Below are 21,237 nucleotides of genomic sequence, written 5' to 3' on the forward strand. Positions count from 1 at the left end.
TTACGTTTCAGGGTTAAGGCTATTTCGCGGATTGCCAGAACAATTACACCGTGCTCAGTTATGCCTTGTTGCCGACGCTATTAATAGTAAAGCCTTCCTCAGGGGTTGGCGCTACAAAATACCGGGTGACCTGCTCGAACATCTCGGCGGTATCGGTTTTAGCCCTTTGTGGCTGCTCAATGCTCCGCTGTTGGATCTGCTTTAAGCAAACTGCATCCGCTACCTCAATATACACCAGACAATGCGGGGCATTAATCTCTGCAAAAATGCTCCGAAACCAATTTCGTTGTGAGATTGTGTTAGCGGGAAAATCCATTACAACGTTGGTACCACAAGCCAAAATGGACTGAACAAGCGCTTTGATCTGTGGTTTGAGCAAGTTTGAATACTCAATGTAATCACTGAGAGTCGCAATCTTATTGGGGTAGAGTGACGACAGCCACTCGTCTTCTGAGAGCAAAACAGCCGTGCATTGCCGCGCAATTTCGCGGGCTCTGGTGGATTTCCCTGAGCCCATTTTCCCACAGAAAAAGGTCAACGTTCCTTTATTCATTACTGCTCTCTATTTTAATGCATAACAGGCAAATACAGCGATGCCGCTGTATGTTATTTAATGCCAGGCAAAGGGCCATGTTTGAGCCTTTACTTATGATTTACCTCTTAGGGTATACCTTACATTTTTACCACAAAAAGAGTCGGCAAACCTCAGGCCTTAGCATTAGCCACTTGTTTTAAATGAGAGAATATAAGGCTGTGCAGGTTTACCCTTAAGATCTTTAAAACCTGTATGGCTGCGAGAGTTGATACTCAAGGCATAAACGGTGTTTTTTCCTAACGCTACTGGTATCACGAAAGTACGGCCGTCACTCTTAAAGTAAACCTGGCCAGTAATTTTGGGGAAATTCGCTCCCTCAACCTGCACCACTGACCACATCTTTTGTGTCATCATGTCTTTACTGAATGTAACCGTTATTTCTTTTGTTGAGGGGGCAACGGCTGAACTACCTGCAACAGGTGTGCTGGTAACAACAACGGGGCTAAGATCGTCTAACGTAAGGGTTTGTGCTGCTAAATCTAAAGGCACTAAAACCAGTAAAGCGAGGGTGAGTTTTTTAATAACATTCATATTGATCATCCTTGATTTAAATTATTCATAGCGCTTAATACAATATATATCAAAAATATTATTCTTCGCTACGCAATGTCAACCTGCGCGTTCGCGCTCTGGCAGTTTTTTACCGGTAACGTTCCGTTTTTACTATAAGGGCAATTGCGGTAAAAATATGGAAAAACAGCCCTAAGAAAAACCAAAGCACTGCATTGCGACCGGTTATTTTAGCCCACCACGCACAGAAAAAGGCAAAAAGTAAAATGCCCAACCCGTTATTTTTAACACTCTCTTGTAGCTTTAAAATATATGAGTGATTGTTACTTTGGTTATATTCCAACCGTTGCACTTTATACTGAAGCGCAATCACGGCTTCCTCTAACTCAGCAATAGTAGGTTGCCTTTCTGCTGCGAGCGACAAAGCAGTATTTTGAAAACCGAAACACAGAAATACTAAAAATAAGAAAATCCTTTTCATTGTGCTAAATCTCCTTTTGCACGTAACGTTTTGCGATGTGTCGCTTACTGCACGCCCTGCTCAAACCTGGTGAATGATGCAACTTCGGTAATCCATTCGAGTTGCGACTCACAAAAGATATTCATGGCTGGTTTAAGGTTTGGTGCATTATTAATAATACCCAAATATAAGATTTTTACACCGGCCAGTTTATGGTTTTGATTGAATACTGGCGTGCCACAACGCTGGCAAAAACTTTTAGTGGCATTATCCGAAACCTGAACCGTTGTTAAGGTGCCTTTATGCAAAACAAAGTCTGTATCGGGCACTACCACATAGGTTGAAAAAGCACTGCCATTCATTTTACGGCACAAATTACAGTGGCAGTTTACGATGGCTCTGATGTTATCCGAGGCGCTAAATTGAATACCATTACAGTTACAACTTCCTTCCATAAAACATTCCTTTAAATAATCAAACGGTATAGCCTCTATGCGGCCCTGAGCCACCCTTTTTCAGTAGCGATGTCGATTTGCTCGAGTACGTACGTCCACAATTTTGGCGCAATCTCTTGCAGGTGTTTGTTACGGTTAATCACTTGCTGTTTGCTGACATTATTTTCAGACCAGCTACCGCCTTCATTTTGCATGTTTTGCAATAACGGAAGAACCCGGTCCATTGATTTAGCAAACTTTGCATCCGCGGTTTCGGCAATTTCGAACTCTTGCCACAGTGAAAGATAAAACGTCCTTTGATCCTCTGGCAATAGTCCAAAAATACGTGTTGCTGCTTGCTGCTCTTTGTCTGATTGTTGTGAAAGGATCACCTTTTCATCGAATGCAAATGTATCTCCTGCATCAATCTCTACAATGTCATGAATTAACAACATGAGCGTCACGCGGTGAATATCGATAGGTTGTTCTGCATAGGGCGCTAAAATATTCGCCATTAATGCAACATGCCAACTGTGCTCGGCACTGTTTTCATAGCGATTGTTATCAGTTTTAATTAACGCTTTGCGATAAACCGATTTCAGTTTATCCATTTCGAGTAAGAAACCGAGTTGTTCCGAAAAATTCATTTTTACATATCCGAAAAGTGTTTAAGTTTGCACAAGACGCATAGCTGTGCTCGTTCATGAACAATTTGCTTTGGGGGAGCGCAATGCAAATGTCTGCGAGTGTGAGTTTACCCGAAGCTCAAAGGTGATGTTAACAGTTGCTGTAGCACGCGTCACCGAACCCAAAAAAGCTAAAGCGCACCTGCCATTTTCAACAAAAACAATACAAAGCTGGCAAATAAAATAACCCCAACAATCACCATGGCCGTAAATGTTTTAGAACGTTGCATGGACGATGCTAATTCTTTTCCTGGCAATAAGCCCAATGCCATCAACATACTTTCCATAAAACTCATGTTGCTGCTCCCTTTAGTATCACCTGCTAACGCCCTTTAGTTTGGCGCTTAGCTATAGTGACATGCAATTTTACCTACGACACCCCGCTTTTAGCGGCAGTAACCAGCGCGTTGCGTACCAAATTTAAGCTCTTCATATTCTTTGTTATCACGCTAAAAACCTTTCAGTCTGCATTAACGTATTAACACATCGAAGTACTCATTTACCAAGTGCGTTTCTTACAAGCAATACCTGGTGTCGGAAATACTAAGTTGTTTAACTCACATTAACTAACACTTTTGGAAGGCCCATGAAAATCATTAAACTATCGCTTAGTTTGTTTATGCTTGTTTTACTCAGCGCATGCTCTGGCAGCGACGAGGAGCCAGTTGAAGGAGAAAGCTCACTGCGGGTGGTACATGCATCTTCCGATGCGCCCACTGTAAACGTATTAGCCGACGGTGAAGTTCTGGGCTTTTTAGTTGGTGTGGACTATCAACAAGCCTCTGAACAATACGCCCTAGAATCCGGTAAAAGTTATGATTTTGCGATACAGGCAAACACCACCACCGGCGTGGTAGAGGTACTAAGCACAAGTCTTACCCCCGCAGCAGACGTTTTGTATGATGTGATCGCCGTTGGTAGCGTAGCAAACGAAACCCTGGAATTACTTACATTGAGCACACCTGATGAAGAACTAGCGGCAGGCAATGCCAGAGCCCGAATTGTTCATGTAGCTGAAGGTGCTCCCATTGTGGATATTTATGTCACCGCAGTCGGTGCAGACTTAGCCAGCGCCCAACCCATTGCTACCCTCGGTTATAAAGACAACTCCGGCGCAATAGAAGTTGAAAGTGGCGACTATCAAATCAGAATCACTCCGGCAGGTTCTACCACTATCGCTTTTGATTCGGGGCCGGTTACTTTTTCTGCTAACGCCGAACTTCTGGTGTTGGCAACAAACAATGTTTCACCTGGCAGTTCCCCGGTAAGCCTGGTGATATCTGATGGCGATAGCTCCGCTACACTGCTGGATAAAGATACGCCCGCTTCTGTGAGAGTTGTGCACGGCGTTGCCGATGCGCCTGCCGTAGATATCCTTGCAAATAATGCCCTTGAACTATTTGGTGATGCGAGCTTTTCGGCAGTCACTGATTATGCAACTGTTGCCGCAGGCGATTACTTAATTGACGTTGTCGATGCTACAGACAGCGCTATCGTAGTTGTTGACGACGCGGCCATTCCCCTTGAAGCGGGAAAACGATATACGGCAATTGCTAACAACGCGCTGGCCACGATCGATTTAGATTTAGTGGCTGATAGTGCGCGACCTGTTGCAACCGATGCCAAGGTGAGATTATTTCATGCGGCGTCCACGCTGGCAGATGTCGACATCTATTTTACGGCCGATGGCAATATTACCGATGTAGCCCCAAGTTCAACCGATATTCCGTATCAAACAGGTGATCTCGCCGACACAGGTTACGTTACGTTTAGCGCAGGAGATTATATAATATCGGTTACGCTGGCAGACTCAAAAACAGTTCTGTTAGAAACCGACGTGGTAAGCCTACAGGTCAATCAAGTCTATACTGGATATATTGTTAACCCAGAAACGAACACCGCAGAGCCAAAGCTAATCACCGCGGAGGGTTTTTAGTCTCTGATGCGAGTTGGTTTTGTTGAAATCAATTTGCTGCTACGAGACTACACCCGACAAATTGGACACCCTGCCCGAACTATGGTGCAGGGTGTTTGGTATATAAAAATAGTCACCGCTGCCTACCCTACTCACTGTTAATCGAACGAAAATTTTACGGCACGCCCCTAATAGCCTCCAGGCGGCGTTATTATGCGGAAAGAAGTAATGTGAGCCTTGGTGTTACTGACCTGCTGATTTGGTATTTTATGCCAGCTTTATTTAAGACGCTTTACCGGCAATGACTCAATAATGTTTAAACAGTATTTAAGCGATAAACCGGTTTGCCTTCTTAGTTCCATTGCAGCTTTCGCTGTTTTGCCCTCGCTAATATGATGATTAAACTTGTCATTAAAATAGAGTTTCCAATCAGGTTCGTTTTGCTTCAGAATAATGTCAACTTTGGCGTGAAGCTCCGAAATGTTCACATGGAGCACATACACGGCAGCCAAAATTAAAACTAAGAATCCAATCTCCACAACCATTTCTGTCTCCTGGCCACTTAAATCTATATAGAATTTCTAACTGAATGTACAACGAACGATTAGCCGGTGAAAAACTTGCGGCCTGAAATTGGTCGAAGCGAAAAGCCCGCAAGTAATTGCCCTGCTTACCTGGGTTGTTATATCTCAACTTGCCTTTATTAATGGCTTCAAACAAGCTTGAAACCCGGCTCTTGAAGACGCGTTCTCCCAGCAGCCAATTAGCTTATCTTTTGCGATAGTATTGAGCGGATAAAAACGGCTACCTTCGCTATTAAGCTTGCAGCGTAAATACCAATAATCTTCAAAAATGTTTACTTCAACTTGAGGATTATTGGAGAAATCGTTTTGTGCAACCAGTTTTGCCATCGCTTTTGCAGTGCTGTCCTGAATATTTTTCTCTGCATAAGCAGATTTGCTTGCAGCCCAAATATAAAGCCATTTTTCATCACTAAAAGCTGCAGGTTCGTTGGCAATACCACGATTAACTGACCATTTAGCCGCAATAATTTTAAAAAATGCTTCAGATTCGACCATGCAGTCATCAGCTTTCACCGAAACTGATAACATAGATATTGTAAATAGCACTAAAAACTTCATTGTGTGTCCTTTGATATATAACTTCCCTTCAAGGGGGCCGTAACAACTGGGCTACTAATGCAGCAATGTGACGCGAACCACATGTTGCTGTTACAGCGAGCTTGCAACCGACACAATATGACTGTTGTGTTTTGTATTCAGATAAAGCACTTCGCTCATTCCAATTACAACATTTTTATTGCTGGTTTTCTTTTGATGTATCGCTACAAGGTATTTGATAGGCAATGCCATTTTACTCAAAGCTTCTCTTGAATAGCCTGCACCCAGCGATAGCGGCGTGTTCCATTTAACTGATACAGAACCCGTTTTTGAGTCGATACGACATGGATTTGCGTTTTCTAATCTGGTTATCATCTCTGTTTCAGAAGTCACAAACAACACTGAACAGGTATACAGCTCAGGGATGTCGTGATAATCACTGATGCTGTAATCAAACTTAACATCAAGCTGGTATTTATCAGTTCCAGCTTTACCAAGCTCTGTAACATTTAGATTTTTGATGACGGCCTGACTATTTTCAATCTCTGAATAATTAACTGCTGCGCAACCTGCTAACAGAGCAATAGCAATAATCCCTGGAATCTTCTTCATTTTTCTTCCTTTAAAAACGTCTGAATATGAGGCACAAACAAACGCGCCAGACTGGTAAAGCTGCCTGTCTGTTTTTGCATCGCCCCGCTCCTACTATGACATAACTTTTGGTTATGTGCCGCTAAATAGCACTTAGTTGATTAATGAGCTATTGGAGAGGCTTTAGCGGTTTGTACGTCATGAATTTGCTGCTGAAGCGATTTAACTTCGCTTTGTAGCTTCAAATTAGACACGCCTAAAAAAATAGCCGTGATACTTAGCAGCGTAACCGTAATATTGATGGGTTTTAGTAGCTTTTTCATAAGTTCTCATCCGTAATTAATTCATGAAATAAGTAAGATTAGGCAATTGTAATATAGTTCAAATTTTATACTTGGCACGCATCACCCCTGTCAGCACCAATACCACGCGGGCTAAAACGTAAACTCGAGTGATTTTTTAGAATTTACTGTCGTAAACAACATCAAATTTTTTTACCCAGGTCATTCCAGAGCCACTCATGATCTCATTTCCGAGCTCGACATCTGCAATATAATGCTCTTCAGAAATTAAATTCTCTTCAATTGCGTAAGTTAACAGTTCTAATCCATTAATATCGGCTTTCATCGAAGAGTTTGTCGCCCTGAAAGCTACATGCACCCAACGATTATCGTTCTCTTCAGACTTGTCCTGCCATTCTTTTTGGAACCAAACTTCCCAGTTAGCCCCATCAGATGTTGTTATTTCACTATACTTAGCGCCAGCCGGGTCGAAATGCGCATTGGTCGAATATGTCCATATCATAATTTCCGCGGCTATAACCGACCTGTTTGGTTTGCTACCTGTGTAAGCTTCTGAAATGAGCCACATGGTAGTAGCGATATTATGATTTCCGTTAGTAGTAACCTCAAGATCATAGGCAATATCGAGTTTGCTGAGCGCAGATATTTTTAATGGAAATGATGTGTCAAACTTTGGCTCCGGCGCCCATGGTGACGACCCGATTTTTATTTGGGGTTGAGAATAAATAACTCTGCGCCCAAAAGGCCATGACCACGACCACCCAAACTGTGTTTCTCCGTCCACCGATCTTTTTTCCAGGCACTGGCGCCAAGAATCACTTTCTGCGGCTTTTTTGTTCCATACATTATTTGTTAGCACACCTTGCTTTGTAGGATAACTAAAGTATTCCTCGCAGCTTATAGTGGTGGATTCTGGTTTAATCCATTTGTCACTTTCTGCCTCCTCGTAACCACAGGAAACTACAAATGCGATAAGCATTATTAGCAAATATCTCAAAATAGTTCTCCGCATTGGGCGCTTTGCTTTGTTTACCGTCTAAATAACCTGCTAGCAACGCTCATTCCTTATTGCCAGAGGGCAAATCATTGCAAACTTGGCAGGCAATATTTTTACGGTAATTGTAAGCCCGACGTATCGCGAAGATTCCAACAGAAATAAAAGACCAAATTAAACCAAACTCTATAGAATATGAAAGCGTGCGCCCTTTAATATATTGAACACTCGCAAACAACAAAAAAATAAGTGGTAGCGCAATACAATATTGAAAAATCCATTTCTTGATTGGCATTGTTCATCCTTTTCAGTTTTCCGGCAGATAAATTTACTTTTTAGCGAAAAGTGGAAGCCTTAATAAAAATATTAATAAGGCCGTTCCTTCATCATAGAACAAGTATCAGATTGACACCACAAATCAAAATTTACCGCTATACACAGTTTGAATAAACGATTTATCGAACGGCTTGGCGATTACATCTATCTGATACTTGATACGGCTTTATGCATGTATAAATAATTGCTGAACAGAACAAAAAAAAGCCTTGCCAAAAGCAACCGTCAAGCATCACTATACACAAAGTAAACCTGGAATATATAGTGAAGTGTACCCAACTATTGATTTTATTTAATCACGGACTCTAACCATAGCGCCGACTCATACAGACGCCCTGAATAGGACGTGCCTAGGAGGGTTGTCGGCGCCGAACATACTTGATGGCCTTATTCACTGATTCAAATCCAAACGTCATTCTCGGCGGTTTGGGAAGCGTTTTCGTCGCCAGTGTTCACCACGCCACGCGGCTCAATAAGCAAAACCTTTGCCTCGTGCTCCGCATAGGGCTTGTGTTCGATGCCCTTTGGTACCACATACATTTCGCCCTCAGATAAAGCCACATGCCCGTCTCTGAAATCGATTCTGAGACTGCCTTCAAGAACTATGAAGGTTTCGTCGGTGTCTTTGTGATCGTGCCACACAAACTCGCCCTGGATTTTGACCACCTTAAACTGATAGTCATTCATCTCAGCGATGACCTTTGGTGACCATTGCTCTTCAAAGAGGCCAAGCTTGTTTTTGAAATTGATCGCCTGATGGCCCATGTAAACTCCTTTTTCGGTGAAAATTAACTTTTAAAAATTGGACACAAACAGGCAGGCGATAATGGCAAAGCAGCCCGCTTGTTTGTGTTCACAACAGCGCCCTGTTATATGCTTGAACGGTATACCAAAAAATTATGGAATTTGCATTAATAAGAAAACTAAAAAGTTTTGCCCCATGTGAGTTGCCATACACATTCCCAGCGCTAAATTTCTCGATTTTTCAAGCCAGGAAATAAACACAAACGAAAACACAACAAATGACCAAAAGATGGCAAAACCGTGTGTAAAAGTGCCAATTGAATGAATTATCGCCCACAATAACGCCGAAATAAGTGTGGCCTTCCAAATGGAAGCGGTAAACTTTTTAATTATTGAAATACCCAGCCATAACAGCAGCGTTTCAACAACAGGGGCGAATATAACAACACTGAAAAATAATTCACCAATACCTTTCGGAAACTCAGGCGACTCAGCTTCAGGGAAAAACACATAAATCAAAAATGAAATGCTCAACGCAGGTATTGTCGAAATGGCAATAGTACTAAGAAGATAGATAACTTTGCTTTGTGATGTATTCGATAAGAAGTCGAACGGAAACATTAAACTATAAGAGTTCTTGTCCATTTAATCCTAAGTTCCTTGTTTGCCACATAACTCTCCAGGCAGGAGCATGTACTTTTCCCGCTTACCTTGAGTAGCAGTAAACGGGTGTCGCAAAAATGACCAAATCAGAAGACACCAATGTTTCTGTTATTAGAGTGAAGTCGTCAGATTTATTCCGGTGTTTATAATCGTAGAATGAAATTAAAAAGTCCTACAGATCTATTAATAAGACTACCATTGCGCTTCACAGCAAAATGGTAGCGACGACCTGATGTACTTGTTATGTGCCCGTCCTGGAATAAACCGACAACAACGGAAACTGACTGATTCCAAAAGTTATTGTTACCGACAGAGTTTCATGCCCTTTGAATGATTGCATGAATTCAACCGGCCCAATACGCCGCCCGTTTGCGACGATAGCCATTAAGTGCTTTTGAGTTAAAGTGCGCCCACCGGATGCCTGGTTAGTCAGAGTTACAACCGCCCAGCGTTCACCCGAATCGTTGCTCATCAAAACATAGTTGTTTACTTCAAAATCACTTTGCTCCGGCTGAATGTTTTGCTCATTGGGAAAGGCTAACGCCATGCCATTTGGTACAACCCTGTCTACAGAGAGCGCTTCTTCATCAGCATTCGCAGCAAATGTAAAAGCCAATAAAACGAGTAACATCCTTTTCAACTTACTTTCTCCTAATGGCATATAACGCTAAGCTTTGGACAAAAGCGCAATGCGTAAATAGCAAAGCCGCAATGTGTTTTTGTTGCAGTGGCCTGCAAACGACTTAATGTGATGGTCACGGCAGCACAACGTTGTCAAAAAATGCTTCCACTGCTGCGCTTAATGTTAACCGGATTAACCGCATGCTGCCCGCTGAGTTCTCATTAAACAGAATGCGATATTTAGATTTTGTTTTCCAATATTTTTTAGCATCCGCCTAATGACTGATTGCTAAAATAAGATTTACCGCTTCCACTGCCGCCAATAACGTTAATTTTCGTCATTGGTAAATAAAACCTAAAAAGCACCTAACAAAACACACGGGCCAACGATCCGCGCAGCGGTTCAACACCCCGACAACCTCGGGGCGCGAGCGCCGTGTATTGCCAGACACTATTTCGCAGGTGCTCCTGCTGAACCGGCAAGAATGCCACCGTCAATATTGATCTCCGCTCCTGTCAGATAGCCAGACTCATCTGAAGCCAACATGACAGCAACACAGGCTACTTCCTCAGGCAAACCGAAACGCCTGAGCGGTGTGTCTTGCACAAAAGCGGCCATATTTGCCTCGCGCTCAGGGCCATTACCCAGCATAGGCTCCCACATGGGTGTCAGAATTGCAGCGGGGTGAATTGAATTACACCGAACCGTCAAATTCTGCTGTGCACAGTACAACGCCACACTTTTAGTATGATTACGCACAGCCGCCTTACTTGAAGCATAGGCCGCGGCAGTTGGAATACCGACCAGGCCAGAACGCGACGAGATATTAATAATGGATCCCCGACCCGTGCTGCGCATGGCTTTAATGGCGTACTTACAGCCTAAAAATACGCCATCGAGGTTTGTCTCATGCACCTTGCGCCAGGCGTCTAAGGTTGCATTCTCTGGATCATGGGGCACAACCCCCTCTTCAAAGCCTGTAATACCGGCATTGTTAACAACAATATCAAGCCTGCCGTGTGTATCGATTATTTTACCTGTAAGCTTTTGCCAGGCATCTTCATCACGAACATCCAACCCAGCAAAGCAGGCAGATTCACCAAGCGATGACACGACTTGCTGCCCATTGTCCTGATCAATATCCGTGACATAAACAAATGCACCTTCCGCTGCAAAATGACGAGCGATCGACTCACCAATACCTTTTGCAGCCCCGGTGACTAAAGCGATTTTTCCTTCGAGTCTCAACATTCGCTCCTCCTAATGGCTCCCCCCCCCAAGCAGGGGCAAGTGCATGCAGACTGTAATACCGAACGATGTGACGGGAGCCTGCGTGTATTAGTCCCGTTTACCTGGCTCGTTAGCTGCTTTTCGCCAAGGGTTAAACTGTGGACCCAAACTGCCAAGCGCAGAGGAGCCCTGTTAAACGCTTTGCTATGGCTGACAACTCACGTACACGGATAAACGTTAATGCGTTGTTTTATAAAAACTCAATACGTTCTTCTAAGCACTCAAAAGAACCCATTTCAAATTCGCGACATATCCAGGGACGATTTTCATAAATAGTGCACAGTAACGTGTCTCTGTCTAGAGCCGCACACCAACCATCATTTAATCTCATCATTGTTTCACCGCCATACTGATCACGTGAGATGAACTCTTCTGGCACGCCAGTATCAGAGATAATCATAACTTCAAGACGGCAGCAACAAGCTTTGCAGTTTGAGCAGGAAACGTTTGAGGATGAAGGTGTATTAGTTGGTATAAGCACAAGTATCTACAGTTTAGTCAATTGTGCATGATACCGTAAATTTGCTACCAACAACCTTCATTTATGAGATTGTGACTGTAATCTTCCCGATATGAGATTTCGATAAGGCAAGTTCATTTAATTTCTTCTCCTTGAAACATGACGCCTAAATATAGGGCAATAACACGTGCGCTAAAATTGGAGCAAAGCGACTGAGCCCACGTGTTATTGACCCAGTGAGCTTACGACCGGCTACAGCGGTTTGTTATATGCCAGACTAAAACAAAACAGAGTCCAGTTACCAACTAAATGCGCGTTCATTGGCATAAACACCCCCGCATAACGGGCAAAAATAGGTAGGCTATAATTACGAGCGAAGCGAAGGAGCCTGTGTATTTTCGTCTCTAGCGAGCGCATCGAGTGGTTCATGCATTTGTATATATTCTGCGGTTTATTACATCGCGCACTTCTTGCTTCTTAAGTGTTCTTCAATTGATATAAGGATTGCAATAACCCCTGCAAAAACAAATAACGAAATAGACCAGACTAATAAAGGTAATGCGCCCAATGCATTAAAATGAATGCCTGAGACGATGGACCAAACGATAAAACACAAACTTCCCACCAATAGCAATATGGCAATAATTGCAATAGCCCGTGCAAGGAACAGCAATAACTTAAAGTTGTGTGATTGAATTAAAGAAAAAGGTTTCATTTAAACTTCCTTATTTATTTTTACCAATAATATAACGCCTTACAAACCGGCGAAAATACGATAGTATTTTTGTCCCAACGACCGAAGGGAGTGCGTTATGTAATTTTTTATGGCTGCGCACATTCTTTTGCGCACTGAAATGTTTATCATCTTCGATACTACAAAATTAAGAGGCGTGCGACATCTAATTTTGATGTTGACCATAAAACCATTTTTTGAAATTTTTAGGCTTGTTCAGAGAATAAAGGAGACTCTCGTATTCATTAAATTCAGATGCGTCACTATCAAAACTTTGAACAAATACAAACATCTGTTTCGGTATGGTTTCAACGAGCTCACCTTGTAACAATTCAAATTGAGCTTCAGAACAAATGCCGCGATAACCGCCTTTATTATGAACACTTTGAAATATTATAGGTTTGCGAGCTTTGATTGATATAGAACTATTGAAACCGCCCAGTTTGCCCTCTTGAATAATATTGACAAATGTTTGATGCATCTGCAAACATGCTGCTAATTTCACTTGTTCACTAGTTTTTATCTCAGACAACTTAGAACTACAACTAGCTATCAGAATTAGTGCTGTAATGACTGTCGTTAATGGTAGTACTTTCATCCTTTTTACTTTAATCATCAAAATTCCCTGATAAGATTTTTATCAAATGGTAAAGAGCAACGAGGTTTACGTAAAGTTTGTTTAAACCCACATGAGAACCACCATAACGCTAAATTCTGAGGCGGCTGGAGCTCGGCATAAGCTGCTCCAGCCGCGCTAGCGGCGATAGTAACGCCCTGCTATTCAAAGTGACGGCTTACCGCTTTTTTGGTGTTGCAGAAATACTGTACTTTGTGGCTTTGTACCACCAGGTGATCTCTGATTTACTTCCCCAATTTGTATTTAACGTAAAATTACCGACCGGAAATAGCTCTTCATTTTTGTCATAGTCGAAAAGCTTAATAGCAACCTGAGGTAAACCATTTGCTTCAATCACTTCAAACTGTGCTTTGAACTCCTTGTCCTGCACATAATCGACTTCTTTGTTGTAAGCAAAAGCAATTTCAAATTTAGACTCAAAATTATTCACAGTGTCCTTGGCGGGGATTGTCATTTCATTGAGCTCAAAAGCAATTGAGATTGGTGCGTCAGCGGCAAATACGTTTGCGCTTAATAGCAATATTGGTAAAAGTAACTTTTTCACTATTCATCCTTAATTAGTATCTGGAATTGGACCGGAGTTTGTACAACACCAAAATAAGCGGTAGCTGAGTGCTCTTCGCAGATATCCATCTCCATTCTTTTGTTATACGTTGATATATTCACCATATCAATCAATTTGGTTTATATCTTTTTTAAACACCAATACCATTAAATAAATAAGCGCTAAAGGTGGAATCATCACCGAAAAAAATCCAATCGCGGCAACTAACTTTGGAGTTTCGGTTTTGCGTTTGCCCAAATAGTAGCTCACCCGTGCCACTATGATAGCGAGCACTGAGAATACCAAAAAAGCTATGATTTGCCCGATAAGTGTTGCATTAAATTCCATTATCATTTAATTCCCTTGTTTGACGTATAACGCTAAGTTTTGGGGCCACTTCGGAGCGCAGCGGAAAATTTGCCCGACAGCAGCACCTTGCTAAATGTCGATTTCAATTTGCCTTGGCCTCGATAAATTTCTTAATTTTATCTGGCAATAGTGAACGAGCTTTTTCAGCTAGTGCCTTTTCATTTTTTTGCCATACAACACCGAGATATACTATTAATAATCCGATTGCAGTAAGTGTCATCGGAAATAACCAGCTGTCTTCAAATACTTCCTGAGCCAGGTGGCCCAAATACAGACATGAGCCTAGGGCGCCAAAAACAACGAACACTCTTCTGACGATGACAACGCCCGCGATTATCATGAACAGATTTACACAGAAGTAGATAAACTTCGAAATCTCACTGTCAGAATCCTGCGCGGTCATTCCCCCCCAGAACGCCATTACCCCCAAAATATATAGCCAAAACGCATAATCAATCCTGCTTTGAGATCTGATATCAATCCAGAAGGCTCCGAAAATCATCAGTATGCCGAAATACATTGTGACTAAAGCACGAAACTCGAAATCGTAGTAATCGCCCATAATCATTACCGCGACATCCATTGACATATACCAGGTCGTTACAGCGATCGGCATTACCAGGAAAGGATACTTATATCGCCAGACAACGATCAGGCCGACTATCAGCGTAGCGAGCTCCATATACAACCAGTGCCATTTAATATACTTGTGGTACTCCCGATAAACGCTCTCGTCTGGCCAAAGGCCAAGCGCTTGCTGCAGTCCGTATACAGCCAAAGGGGTCAGGGAAACGGAGAAAGTGGCACAAATTCCTGCGGGAATCGCGTAGCCCTTTTCCTGGAAAATGCCGGCTAATATGAGGCCAATTCCTGCGTAGGCCAACGAGATAAAAAATATTCCCCATCCCCCAAAGGCTTCCCATCCTAAATTCATGAAGAGAGTCATCGCGCCAATTGCAATTAGACCTCCCAGGTAGTAAAGAACATTTGTGAAATTAAATGTTGGCCCCGTGCTCGGTAAGCTAGCTAAATAATTATGCAGCTTTACCGCCTGTTCAGCGGTTATTATGTTCTCTACGACAGCATCATCGAGGTTTTTTCTGGTAATTTTCATCTGTAATGGAACCTTTGTGACAAGTCTCTTGGCATCTAACGTTTTCAGCAGCGGAGACCGAAGCGAATTCGCTGACTGAACTTGTTAGTGTTTAATTCTCTCCAAAAGGGCGTTCACTTCCTGAATTATCATATCTGGTTCGTCGTTCTGTGGGAAATGGTAACTTTTTTCTGTTAATACGGCTTTTCCCTGAGGGAATGCACTCGCCCATTTGGAATGCAATTCCCCCCACATTTCTCGGGCTTCATCGGTAAAAAAAAGTAATGGAGGGTTATCATACTTTTTTATTGATGCAACGACTGTCACCGGAATATCCGGTATCTCAGGATAATCGGGCAAGGGTCGTTTAGCCCAAAAATCCAGATACTGATTAGACATACCATTTTTCAGATCATCCAGTTTCACTTGAGCAATTTCTATTTCTGCTTTCTCAAGGTCAATTTTTCTCATAATATCAACATCATGTTCCGATGCTGGCTCAATTAGCATTAACCCAGATACCCATTCAGGATAGGTTGCAGCAAAGCATCTAGCGATGTACGCCCCATATGAATGGGCCACGTATACTACTGGGCTTTTAATATTTAAAGCTTCAAGAACTAAACGAGCCTCTTCTGCATACTCTTCAGAGCTGTAGTTCTTCCTAACTTGCTCTGATTTGCCGTTACCAACCCGTGAGTAACGAATGACACGACTGTTAATGGAGAGGCTATCGAAAATAGGATCCCAATCAGATAAGCCTGCTGCCCCCCCGGCCTCTAAAAACAGGACATGTTTGCCTTTGCCGGCCATTTCGTATTCCACATCATAGCCATTTACCGTGATGAAGCTAGATTTAGCAAAAACAACCACTGGGGCAATAAGACTTAAAAATAACCATACGGCTTTCACATCTTCTCCTTAACACTAACTTTTAAACAAGGGGGCGCATACGCGTGGGCTAAAATCAGGAACGAAGTGACGCAGCCCATGTGTTAGCGTCCCAGCGGGCCTGCGAGCGATTTAATGCGCTCGTTATGCGCAATGTGCTACACGTGTAGCGCATTGCTACAATATAATAACGAACTATCAGGAGACATATTATGGCAACCTCAAGCGTAAGACTAGACCAAGAGCTAGTTGAAAAAGCGACTATTATGGGCAAAGCACTGAACCGAACTATGCCAAAACAAATTGAGCATTGGGCAAAGATAGGTGAAATGATGGAAGATAATCCTGATTTGCCATACGAATTCGTGAAACAGGCAATTATTTCCAAAGCTGAAAAAGAGGCCGGAAAATTGGAGCCTTACGATTTTGGCTAAAATTACCAGTGTTTTACAGACAGCTAATTTTAGAGAGCAGTAAAAAAGTTACATCAGAATCAGAAAAAAGACTTGGATAAAGCCGTAAGGGAACTAATCGAAGATCCTCTCTTAGGAGAGCAGAAAAAAGGCGACCTAGCCTTTCTTCGCGTGTACAAGTTCAAGATGGTCAAGCAGTTAACTTTACTTGGTTACAGCTACGAGGATGGCACTGTAATACTCGAATTGATAGCACTTGGCGCTCATGAGAACTTTTACCGCGATATTAAAAAGTTATTCTGACCAATTGAGTATAACGTTTGTAGCAGCGAACGTAACGAATCCGCTGACCGCACTTGTTAGTTACATACCGTATTTCTGTTGATGCTGAAATAATCCTTTAAGTGCATTATAGAGACCGGCTACCATAGTGAAGTCATGAGGCTCATGTTCAAACTCATCTAATCGCAAATTTAAATCAATGTTGCGATTTCTCAAAATAGTTTGCGCTAAAGAATCATAAACCTGACGCATCTCCCCACCTTCGCTGCCTATATCCATATAGAGATAATTTTGAATATGCTTTTTGGTAGCGACATATTGTTTTGTAGCTTTTGATGTTTCGCGATCTCCCCACCAGACAGCCGGACTAAACGCTAAATGAGCCTGAAAAACATTAGGGCGAGAGTGAAAACTATGCATAACCAATAGACCAGCTATTGAATGACCTGCAAGGACGTTGAAGTTGCTGGTGCGATACCTTTCGTTTATCGTTGGTATGAGTTCTTTTTCCATGAAGTCCAGGAATTTGTCACCGCCACCACCTTCACCAACTGGACCTCTGGGGTCTTTGTTCACAGTCGGAGCGAAATCTCTCAGACGATTGCTACTGGTGACACCTACAATAATGTGTTCATTTGAACCGTTAGATGAATGTAGTCTCTGAAACATGCCTTTTACCAGCTCACCATTTAGCTCACCATCTAAAACAAATAAAACTGGGTAAGTTTTTATTGTCTCTGACTCGTAAGATAAAGGTACGCGCAACGATTATATTTGGTGTCTCCGCAACAAATTTAGACTGGAGTATTTCAATATTTACAAAATTCGACGCATTAACAGCGGTTGAAATTAAGGCAGCAAGGACTAAAAAAACAATTTTCAAAATTTAAAAACTCCCTTTCCGGGTGAAAATGTCAAAAGGCATAGGCTTATAACGCCCCCATAACGGCAATTACCGCAGACTAAAATAGGAGCGCTAGCGACGGGAGCCTGCGAGTAATTGTCCCAGCGAAGCGTGTTTATGGGATTGTTAGCTGCCACCTGCCGCCATAACTATAGCCCCCAAAAAGACCGCTGGTACCGTAATTACTGAGTCTATAACTATAGTTGCTGGTGTTGCTGCTATTTTTCCGGCAGTTTCGGTAAAAGTTGACGGCTGTGCTACTGCAATCTGGCGACGTTTTTCAAGCTTTTCCAAAGGTAATATGCCTTCAACGATATAGCGTCTACCTCTTATGTTTTCGGTTAGTTTGTATCGATGCAACAATTCGTCTTTTTTGAAACCTAATGCAATTAGTTCATTCTCTAATTCGGATGATGGAAACTCGTCAGCAAGAGTTAGAGATACATCGCCTTCAATAGTATTGTCCTTGTTCAATTGGAATTGATCGAAGTAAGGATAAAACTCCTCTTTTCGCGATAAGAGAAGTGCTTCTGCGAAGTTTTTATTGATGTTGAACAGATAAGCTGAATTTGAGGATGTAACGAATAGTTGACTTGAATCACTTTTAACATAAAAGCCATCAACCCATTCCTGCTCATAGTTTGGAGCCCACAAGGCTGTTGTACAACCCGACAATAAAAGAACTACAAAAAACAGCATTAACTTCATATAAATTCCTTTTATATCAAAAAAAGCAGAAAATTCTTCGAGGAGCACTAGCGTCAAAAGATGGCAGCTAACACCCCGCTTAGGGCCAATAACCACATAAGCTAATGGCAATTGATAGAGCCAACAACCCCAAATGCCAACCTGTTAAAAGTCCAGGAACTATACCCGCTAGTAAAAAGTATTGTGGTTTAAACATAGAAAATTTATTTAACAAAAGTGCTAGCGGGACACCGTAAATTAGCATTATTAGATAAACGACAATCAGACTAAAACAAGCCACCATAAAAGCGCCCGCAAAGCCGTCCAATATTAGTTCGCTACTAAAAGTAGCAGCTATGAAATAAGGGAATACCAGTAAGGGACTAAGCACTGCACCTTTGATTACATCAGCAATAGTTACCATGGTGTACAACGTTCAGCACAACAGCAAGGGTGTGGATGGCGGAATTTCTGGAACAAAAATAGTGACATACCTATACTTGTCTGATGATGCGTCTGGTTATATGCCATTGATATAAAAAAACACTGTCCAATTGCCTGTCATATGAGCCAAGCTCGGCAATAGCACCCCCTTAAATTTATTGTATAGCAAAACGAAAATTATTCCTGATAGAAAATGAAAAGCTAGGCCTATATGAGAGGTGTCTAAGTGTATAAATGTAAAAAATATAACAGAAGCCAAGCTACCAATTAAAACATTACACCTCTGAGTCAAATCTTCCAGCACAATACCACGGAAATATAATTCCTCAGCTATTGAAACAATTCCTAATGCGACAAAATAAAATAGATATATATCGCCGAACAACTCTTGTTTATCAGGCTGAGTAAAAAATGAAACCTGTAGAAATTTGTAGAGACCAAATAATACTAATATTGTTAAAACAATTACGAAAGAAGCTTTACCGAGCTTAATTCCTTGTTTAGTAATTAGTGATGCCCCAATTCCAGCAACTAAGAGGAATACTCCATGTGCAGATAAAGACCGAAGCTCAGTGGTAATGAAGCTACTTGAAATTAGCTGAAGTACTACATAAATTAGTGCACCATATAAAATTCGTCGCACAAACCTATCCTTGGTATATAACGCCCCAATAAGCGGTGGACGCGCTTTTTGCGGCCATCCGTCTTCATTGGTTTGTTATTTGCGTTACACAAAAACATAAATAAGCACCATTAAAACAGGAACACCAACCCAAAATATCGGCGATTGATGAATGGGAATAGGCCCAGACTTATCAAACTCTAACTTTGTTATAAATAGATAATGACATACCGGCATAACCACGAGATAAATGACTACTTTGACAAGAACACTTATGAATGCCTCATCATTTTGCAGCCCTGAATATCCTGTGAAGACCAGACATAGCAACAAGAATTTCCAATTTTCCTTTATGTATTTGTTCATAACATCCTTTTAGTAGAGCACCACATATAACGCTTAACATATGGGGATTTTGCGAGTGTTTTTGGCCGAAGGCCATCGAGTAAAATTCCCATCATGATGTTTTTGTTAGGCATGCTTCTATTGGGGCTTAGTATAAAAGGTTATTCCGCCAGTGTGTTTTGCAACTAAGTTGTATACGATACAAAAAACAGCTACTAACATATAAGTAGCTGCAAAATTTAACACCGGCAAAAAGAGAAATAAGAAAAATTTCCCATCACTACTGGTAACAGTTATCGAAACAATGAATTCGAACGCTACTTTAGTTTCCACTCCTACTGCTAATGACACTATACCTATAATCGATATTAATATACTGATGACTGCAGCTAAGAGTGCGAGCGTTTTAGATGTTTGAGTTACATTGAGCTCTACAATTTCTGATTTCATTTTGACTCTCCTTGTCTGTATGCCTAACGCCCACATAAGGGGCAATAACACGTGGGCTAAAATTGGAGCGAAGCGACTGAGCCCACGAGTTACTGTCCCAGCACGCCCCGCGTGCGTCTACAGCGGTTTGTTATGTGACATTTGCTTATTAGCGTGAGCTTTGTTGTTCACTGAAACATTAAATACAGACAACCCTAACGTTAGCAAAAGAAAAAAAGCCCCAGCAATAACCATCCCGATAACACCAAAGTTGCTATGGTTGTTAAACTTGCTGGCAATATCACGAAGTATTTCACCGTTAAGTACCAATTGATTTGGCTCAATATTCTTTGATGCAAGTGACTCAATTTGAATATCGTATATTGAGAAGAGGAATTCTGTTGTAGTATTCGTTGATTGATAAATGTACCAGGCTGAAACCCAGAACAACAGTCCAACAACCATGAAAAGTGATTGAATAGGTTTTGAATCAATGCTTACTAATATGGTTTTCATAAAACTTCCCTTGTTACATAACACCTAAATATGGGGCACGAACAGGCAGGCGATAATGGCGAAGCCGCCTGCCTGTTTGTGTCCCAGCCCGCCTGCGGGCGAAATAATTTTTTTGTTATGTACCTTGCTTAAAATAACAACTCAGCGAATGTGCCGATATTAGCGATAACTAATCCGACAATTAGGCCATAGTAAAAAGCTCTAGATACTCGATCATTTACCTTTTGCCGTTCGATTTCCTTCAGCATTTTATCAACAGAACCGCATGTTTCAGTAAATTGACTAAGTTTATACTTGGTCTCTCCGTTAAGCGGGACGCAATACTGTTTATGATTTTTAAAGAAACTTCTTAGTTCTGATTGTCTGTAACCTGTTTCTAAGGAGAGAGTAATCACGCCAACTCCTTCTTTACCGGAAGATTCCAACGCCTCTAGAACTTTTCGCGCTTCTATGCTCATCTAAGCTTCCTGTGTTTATCACTTCTGGAGGTACATAACACCCCGCTTAGGGACAATAACACGTGGGCTCAGTCGCTTCGCTCCAAATTTTAGCCCACGTGTTATTGTCCCAGGGAGCTTGCGACCGACTACAGCGGTTTGTTAGTA

General features: G+C 41.9%; 32 protein-coding genes. 3 read left to right on the plus strand and 29 right to left on the minus strand.

Features of this window, described 5'->3' with window-relative positions:
• Nucleotides 1-58: 58 nt before the first annotated feature.
• From OIK42_RS11290 to OIK42_RS11315, 6 genes are all read right to left on the minus strand, one after another.
• The gene (locus OIK42_RS11290) at nt 59-553 is read right to left on the minus strand and encodes a P-loop nucleotide/nucleoside kinase family protein (protein ID WP_273640586.1); all 495 of its coding nucleotides are present in this window, start codon (nt 551-553) and stop codon (nt 59-61) included.
• A 165-nt stretch (nt 554-718) separates the two neighbouring features.
• Nucleotides 719-1,126 carry an Ig-like domain-containing domain gene (locus OIK42_RS11295; RefSeq protein ID WP_273640587.1) on the minus strand — a complete coding sequence of 136 codons (408 nt, stop codon included), beginning with the start codon at nt 1,124-1,126 and terminating at the stop codon, nt 719-721.
• Between the two features lie 109 nt (nt 1,127-1,235).
• On the minus strand, nt 1,236-1,586 hold the full coding sequence (locus OIK42_RS11300) for a hypothetical protein (RefSeq protein ID WP_273640589.1): 351 nt from the start codon (nt 1,584-1,586) through the stop codon (nt 1,236-1,238).
• Nucleotides 1,587-1,630: 44 nt separating this feature from the next.
• Nucleotides 1,631-2,020, minus strand: a complete 390-nt coding sequence (locus OIK42_RS11305; RefSeq protein WP_273640590.1) for a GFA family protein — start codon at nt 2,018-2,020, stop codon at nt 1,631-1,633.
• Nucleotides 2,021-2,055: 35 nt separating this feature from the next.
• Nucleotides 2,056-2,646 (minus strand): HD domain-containing protein, encoded by a 591-nt coding sequence (locus tag OIK42_RS11310; RefSeq protein WP_273640591.1) that lies wholly within the window; start codon nt 2,644-2,646, stop codon nt 2,056-2,058.
• Between the two features lie 170 nt (nt 2,647-2,816).
• Nucleotides 2,817-2,981, minus strand: a complete 165-nt coding sequence (locus OIK42_RS11315) for a hypothetical protein (RefSeq protein ID WP_273640593.1) — start codon at nt 2,979-2,981, stop codon at nt 2,817-2,819.
• A 290-nt stretch (nt 2,982-3,271) separates the two neighbouring features.
• Between OIK42_RS11315 and OIK42_RS11320 the strand changes: the two genes are divergently transcribed.
• The gene (locus tag OIK42_RS11320; protein ID WP_273640594.1) at nt 3,272-4,621 is read left to right on the plus strand and encodes a DUF4397 domain-containing protein; all 1,350 of its coding nucleotides are present in this window, start codon (nt 3,272-3,274) and stop codon (nt 4,619-4,621) included.
• 257 nt (nt 4,622-4,878) lie between these two features.
• Here OIK42_RS11320 and OIK42_RS11325 read toward each other — a convergent pair whose 3' ends face one another.
• The 16 genes from OIK42_RS11325 to OIK42_RS11400 all read right to left on the minus strand — a co-directional run bounded on the left by OIK42_RS11325 (nt 4,879) and on the right by OIK42_RS11400 (nt 16,011).
• A complete protein-coding gene (locus OIK42_RS11325; RefSeq protein WP_273640596.1) occupies nt 4,879-5,145 on the minus strand; it encodes a hypothetical protein in 267 nt (88 codons plus the stop codon).
• Nucleotides 5,146-5,289: 144 nt separating this feature from the next.
• Complete coding sequence (locus tag OIK42_RS11330) at nt 5,290-5,742, minus strand: hypothetical protein (protein ID WP_273640597.1); 453 nt, start codon at nt 5,740-5,742, stop codon at nt 5,290-5,292.
• 90 nt (nt 5,743-5,832) lie between these two features.
• Entirely contained in the window at nt 5,833-6,333 is a 501-nt protein-coding gene (locus OIK42_RS11335) for a hypothetical protein (protein ID WP_273640599.1), read from the minus strand.
• A gap of 140 nt (nt 6,334-6,473) precedes the next feature.
• Nucleotides 6,474-6,635, minus strand: coding sequence for a hypothetical protein (locus tag OIK42_RS11340; RefSeq protein ID WP_273640601.1), 162 nt, complete (start codon nt 6,633-6,635; stop codon nt 6,474-6,476).
• A gap of 136 nt (nt 6,636-6,771) precedes the next feature.
• On the minus strand, nt 6,772-7,611 hold the full coding sequence (locus OIK42_RS11345) for a glycoside hydrolase family 12 protein (protein ID WP_273640603.1): 840 nt from the start codon (nt 7,609-7,611) through the stop codon (nt 6,772-6,774).
• Nucleotides 7,612-8,343: 732 nt separating this feature from the next.
• Nucleotides 8,344-8,709, minus strand: coding sequence for a cupin domain-containing protein (locus OIK42_RS11350; RefSeq protein WP_273640604.1), 366 nt, complete (start codon nt 8,707-8,709; stop codon nt 8,344-8,346).
• Nucleotides 8,710-8,841: 132 nt separating this feature from the next.
• The gene (locus tag OIK42_RS11355; RefSeq protein WP_273640605.1) at nt 8,842-9,333 is read right to left on the minus strand and encodes a hypothetical protein; all 492 of its coding nucleotides are present in this window, start codon (nt 9,331-9,333) and stop codon (nt 8,842-8,844) included.
• Nucleotides 9,334-9,592: 259 nt separating this feature from the next.
• Nucleotides 9,593-9,982, minus strand: a complete 390-nt coding sequence (locus tag OIK42_RS11360; protein WP_273641509.1) for a hypothetical protein — start codon at nt 9,980-9,982, stop codon at nt 9,593-9,595.
• A 441-nt stretch (nt 9,983-10,423) separates the two neighbouring features.
• Nucleotides 10,424-11,224 (minus strand): glucose 1-dehydrogenase, encoded by an 801-nt coding sequence (locus OIK42_RS11365; RefSeq protein WP_273640607.1) that lies wholly within the window; start codon nt 11,222-11,224, stop codon nt 10,424-10,426.
• Between the two features lie 229 nt (nt 11,225-11,453).
• Complete coding sequence (locus OIK42_RS11370) at nt 11,454-11,744, minus strand: YkgJ family cysteine cluster protein (protein WP_273640609.1); 291 nt, start codon at nt 11,742-11,744, stop codon at nt 11,454-11,456.
• Between the two features lie 433 nt (nt 11,745-12,177).
• Nucleotides 12,178-12,438 (minus strand): hypothetical protein, encoded by a 261-nt coding sequence (locus tag OIK42_RS11375; RefSeq protein ID WP_273640611.1) that lies wholly within the window; start codon nt 12,436-12,438, stop codon nt 12,178-12,180.
• Nucleotides 12,439-12,622: 184 nt separating this feature from the next.
• Nucleotides 12,623-13,072 carry a hypothetical protein gene (locus OIK42_RS11380; RefSeq protein WP_273640613.1) on the minus strand — a complete coding sequence of 150 codons (450 nt, stop codon included), beginning with the start codon at nt 13,070-13,072 and terminating at the stop codon, nt 12,623-12,625.
• 178 nt (nt 13,073-13,250) lie between these two features.
• Nucleotides 13,251-13,637, minus strand: coding sequence for a hypothetical protein (locus OIK42_RS11385; protein WP_273640615.1), 387 nt, complete (start codon nt 13,635-13,637; stop codon nt 13,251-13,253).
• Between the two features lie 126 nt (nt 13,638-13,763).
• Nucleotides 13,764-13,985, minus strand: coding sequence for a hypothetical protein (locus OIK42_RS11390; RefSeq protein WP_273640617.1), 222 nt, complete (start codon nt 13,983-13,985; stop codon nt 13,764-13,766).
• A gap of 103 nt (nt 13,986-14,088) precedes the next feature.
• On the minus strand, nt 14,089-15,120 hold the full coding sequence (locus OIK42_RS11395) for a DUF2157 domain-containing protein (RefSeq protein WP_273640618.1): 1,032 nt from the start codon (nt 15,118-15,120) through the stop codon (nt 14,089-14,091).
• An 84-nt stretch (nt 15,121-15,204) separates the two neighbouring features.
• Entirely contained in the window at nt 15,205-16,011 is an 807-nt protein-coding gene (locus OIK42_RS11400; protein ID WP_374211853.1) for an alpha/beta fold hydrolase, read from the minus strand.
• Nucleotides 16,012-16,202: 191 nt separating this feature from the next.
• Here OIK42_RS11400 and OIK42_RS11405 point away from each other — a divergent pair, with 191 nt between their 5' ends.
• Together OIK42_RS11405 and OIK42_RS11410 are read left to right on the plus strand one after the other, a co-directional pair.
• Nucleotides 16,203-16,424 (plus strand): TA system antitoxin ParD family protein, encoded by a 222-nt coding sequence (locus OIK42_RS11405; protein ID WP_273640620.1) that lies wholly within the window; start codon nt 16,203-16,205, stop codon nt 16,422-16,424.
• A 72-nt stretch (nt 16,425-16,496) separates the two neighbouring features.
• Nucleotides 16,497-16,706: a type II toxin-antitoxin system RelE/ParE family toxin gene (locus tag OIK42_RS11410; RefSeq protein ID WP_273640622.1), complete on the plus strand. Its 210-nt coding sequence runs from the start codon at nt 16,497-16,499 to the stop codon at nt 16,704-16,706.
• A 60-nt stretch (nt 16,707-16,766) separates the two neighbouring features.
• Here OIK42_RS11410 and OIK42_RS11415 read toward each other — a convergent pair whose 3' ends face one another.
• From OIK42_RS11415 to OIK42_RS11445, 7 genes are all read right to left on the minus strand, one after another.
• Nucleotides 16,767-17,450, minus strand: a complete 684-nt coding sequence (locus tag OIK42_RS11415) for an alpha/beta hydrolase (RefSeq protein ID WP_273640623.1) — start codon at nt 17,448-17,450, stop codon at nt 16,767-16,769.
• 265 nt (nt 17,451-17,715) lie between these two features.
• Nucleotides 17,716-18,297, minus strand: a complete 582-nt coding sequence (locus tag OIK42_RS11420; protein WP_273640625.1) for a hypothetical protein — start codon at nt 18,295-18,297, stop codon at nt 17,716-17,718.
• Nucleotides 18,298-18,376: 79 nt separating this feature from the next.
• Complete coding sequence (locus OIK42_RS11425; protein WP_273640627.1) at nt 18,377-18,700, minus strand: hypothetical protein; 324 nt, start codon at nt 18,698-18,700, stop codon at nt 18,377-18,379.
• A gap of 96 nt (nt 18,701-18,796) precedes the next feature.
• Nucleotides 18,797-19,363 (minus strand): CPBP family intramembrane glutamic endopeptidase, encoded by a 567-nt coding sequence (locus OIK42_RS11430; protein WP_273640629.1) that lies wholly within the window; start codon nt 19,361-19,363, stop codon nt 18,797-18,799.
• Nucleotides 19,364-19,825: 462 nt separating this feature from the next.
• Complete coding sequence (locus OIK42_RS11435; protein ID WP_273640631.1) at nt 19,826-20,137, minus strand: hypothetical protein; 312 nt, start codon at nt 20,135-20,137, stop codon at nt 19,826-19,828.
• A 117-nt stretch (nt 20,138-20,254) separates the two neighbouring features.
• Complete coding sequence (locus OIK42_RS11440) at nt 20,255-20,632, minus strand: hypothetical protein (protein WP_273640632.1); 378 nt, start codon at nt 20,630-20,632, stop codon at nt 20,255-20,257.
• 128 nt (nt 20,633-20,760) lie between these two features.
• Complete coding sequence (locus OIK42_RS11445) at nt 20,761-21,090, minus strand: hypothetical protein (protein ID WP_273640634.1); 330 nt, start codon at nt 21,088-21,090, stop codon at nt 20,761-20,763.
• Nucleotides 21,091-21,237 lie beyond the last annotated feature (147 nt).

The organism is Alteromonas gilva (assembly GCF_028595265.1).
Lineage (GTDB): Bacteria > Pseudomonadota > Gammaproteobacteria > Enterobacterales > Alteromonadaceae > Alteromonas > Alteromonas gilva.

Bases quoted from the DNA above. Each gene is read 5' to 3' on its own strand.
- OIK42_RS11300 (WP_273640589.1), bottom strand. From the start codon at position 1,586: ATGAAAAGGATTTTCTTATTTTTAGTATTTCTGTGTTTCGGTTTTCAA.
- OIK42_RS11435 (WP_273640631.1), bottom strand. From the start codon at position 20,137: ATGAAATCAGAAATTGTAGAGCTCAATGTAACTCAAACATCTAAAACG.
- OIK42_RS11355 (WP_273640605.1), bottom strand. From the start codon at position 9,333: ATGGACAAGAACTCTTATAGTTTAATGTTTCCGTTCGACTTCTTATCG.
- OIK42_RS11340 (WP_273640601.1), bottom strand. From the start codon at position 6,635: ATGAAAAAGCTACTAAAACCCATCAATATTACGGTTACGCTGCTAAGT.
- OIK42_RS11390 (WP_273640617.1), bottom strand. From the start codon at position 13,985: ATGGAATTTAATGCAACACTTATCGGGCAAATCATAGCTTTTTTGGTA.
- OIK42_RS11310 (WP_273640591.1), bottom strand. From the start codon at position 2,646: ATGAATTTTTCGGAACAACTCGGTTTCTTACTCGAAATGGATAAACTG.
- OIK42_RS11305 (WP_273640590.1), bottom strand. From the start codon at position 2,020: ATGGAAGGAAGTTGTAACTGTAATGGTATTCAATTTAGCGCCTCGGAT.
- OIK42_RS11315 (WP_273640593.1), bottom strand. From the start codon at position 2,981: ATGAGTTTTATGGAAAGTATGTTGATGGCATTGGGCTTATTGCCAGGA.
- OIK42_RS11380 (WP_273640613.1), bottom strand. From the start codon at position 13,072: ATGATTAAAGTAAAAAGGATGAAAGTACTACCATTAACGACAGTCATT.
- OIK42_RS11360 (WP_273641509.1), bottom strand. From the start codon at position 9,982: ATGTTACTCGTTTTATTGGCTTTTACATTTGCTGCGAATGCTGATGAA.
- OIK42_RS11365 (WP_273640607.1), bottom strand. From the start codon at position 11,224: ATGTTGAGACTCGAAGGAAAAATCGCTTTAGTCACCGGGGCTGCAAAA.
- OIK42_RS11375 (WP_273640611.1), bottom strand. From the start codon at position 12,438: ATGAAACCTTTTTCTTTAATTCAATCACACAACTTTAAGTTATTGCTG.
- OIK42_RS11440 (WP_273640632.1), bottom strand. From the start codon at position 20,632: ATGAAAACCATATTAGTAAGCATTGATTCAAAACCTATTCAATCACTT.
- OIK42_RS11350 (WP_273640604.1), bottom strand. From the start codon at position 8,709: ATGGGCCATCAGGCGATCAATTTCAAAAACAAGCTTGGCCTCTTTGAA.
- OIK42_RS11445 (WP_273640634.1), bottom strand. From the start codon at position 21,090: ATGAGCATAGAAGCGCGAAAAGTTCTAGAGGCGTTGGAATCTTCCGGT.
- OIK42_RS11330 (WP_273640597.1), bottom strand. From the start codon at position 5,742: ATGAAGTTTTTAGTGCTATTTACAATATCTATGTTATCAGTTTCGGTG.
- OIK42_RS11420 (WP_273640625.1), bottom strand. From the start codon at position 18,297: ATGAAGTTAATGCTGTTTTTTGTAGTTCTTTTATTGTCGGGTTGTACA.
- OIK42_RS11295 (WP_273640587.1), bottom strand. From the start codon at position 1,126: ATGAATGTTATTAAAAAACTCACCCTCGCTTTACTGGTTTTAGTGCCT.
- OIK42_RS11395 (WP_273640618.1), bottom strand. From the start codon at position 15,120: ATGAAAATTACCAGAAAAAACCTCGATGATGCTGTCGTAGAGAACATA.
- OIK42_RS11290 (WP_273640586.1), bottom strand. From the start codon at position 553: ATGAATAAAGGAACGTTGACCTTTTTCTGTGGGAAAATGGGCTCAGGG.
- OIK42_RS11405 (WP_273640620.1), top strand. From the start codon at position 16,203: ATGGCAACCTCAAGCGTAAGACTAGACCAAGAGCTAGTTGAAAAAGCG.
- OIK42_RS11335 (WP_273640599.1), bottom strand. From the start codon at position 6,333: ATGAAGAAGATTCCAGGGATTATTGCTATTGCTCTGTTAGCAGGTTGC.
- OIK42_RS11425 (WP_273640627.1), bottom strand. From the start codon at position 18,700: ATGGTAACTATTGCTGATGTAATCAAAGGTGCAGTGCTTAGTCCCTTA.
- OIK42_RS11325 (WP_273640596.1), bottom strand. From the start codon at position 5,145: ATGGTTGTGGAGATTGGATTCTTAGTTTTAATTTTGGCTGCCGTGTAT.
- OIK42_RS11320 (WP_273640594.1), top strand. From the start codon at position 3,272: ATGAAAATCATTAAACTATCGCTTAGTTTGTTTATGCTTGTTTTACTC.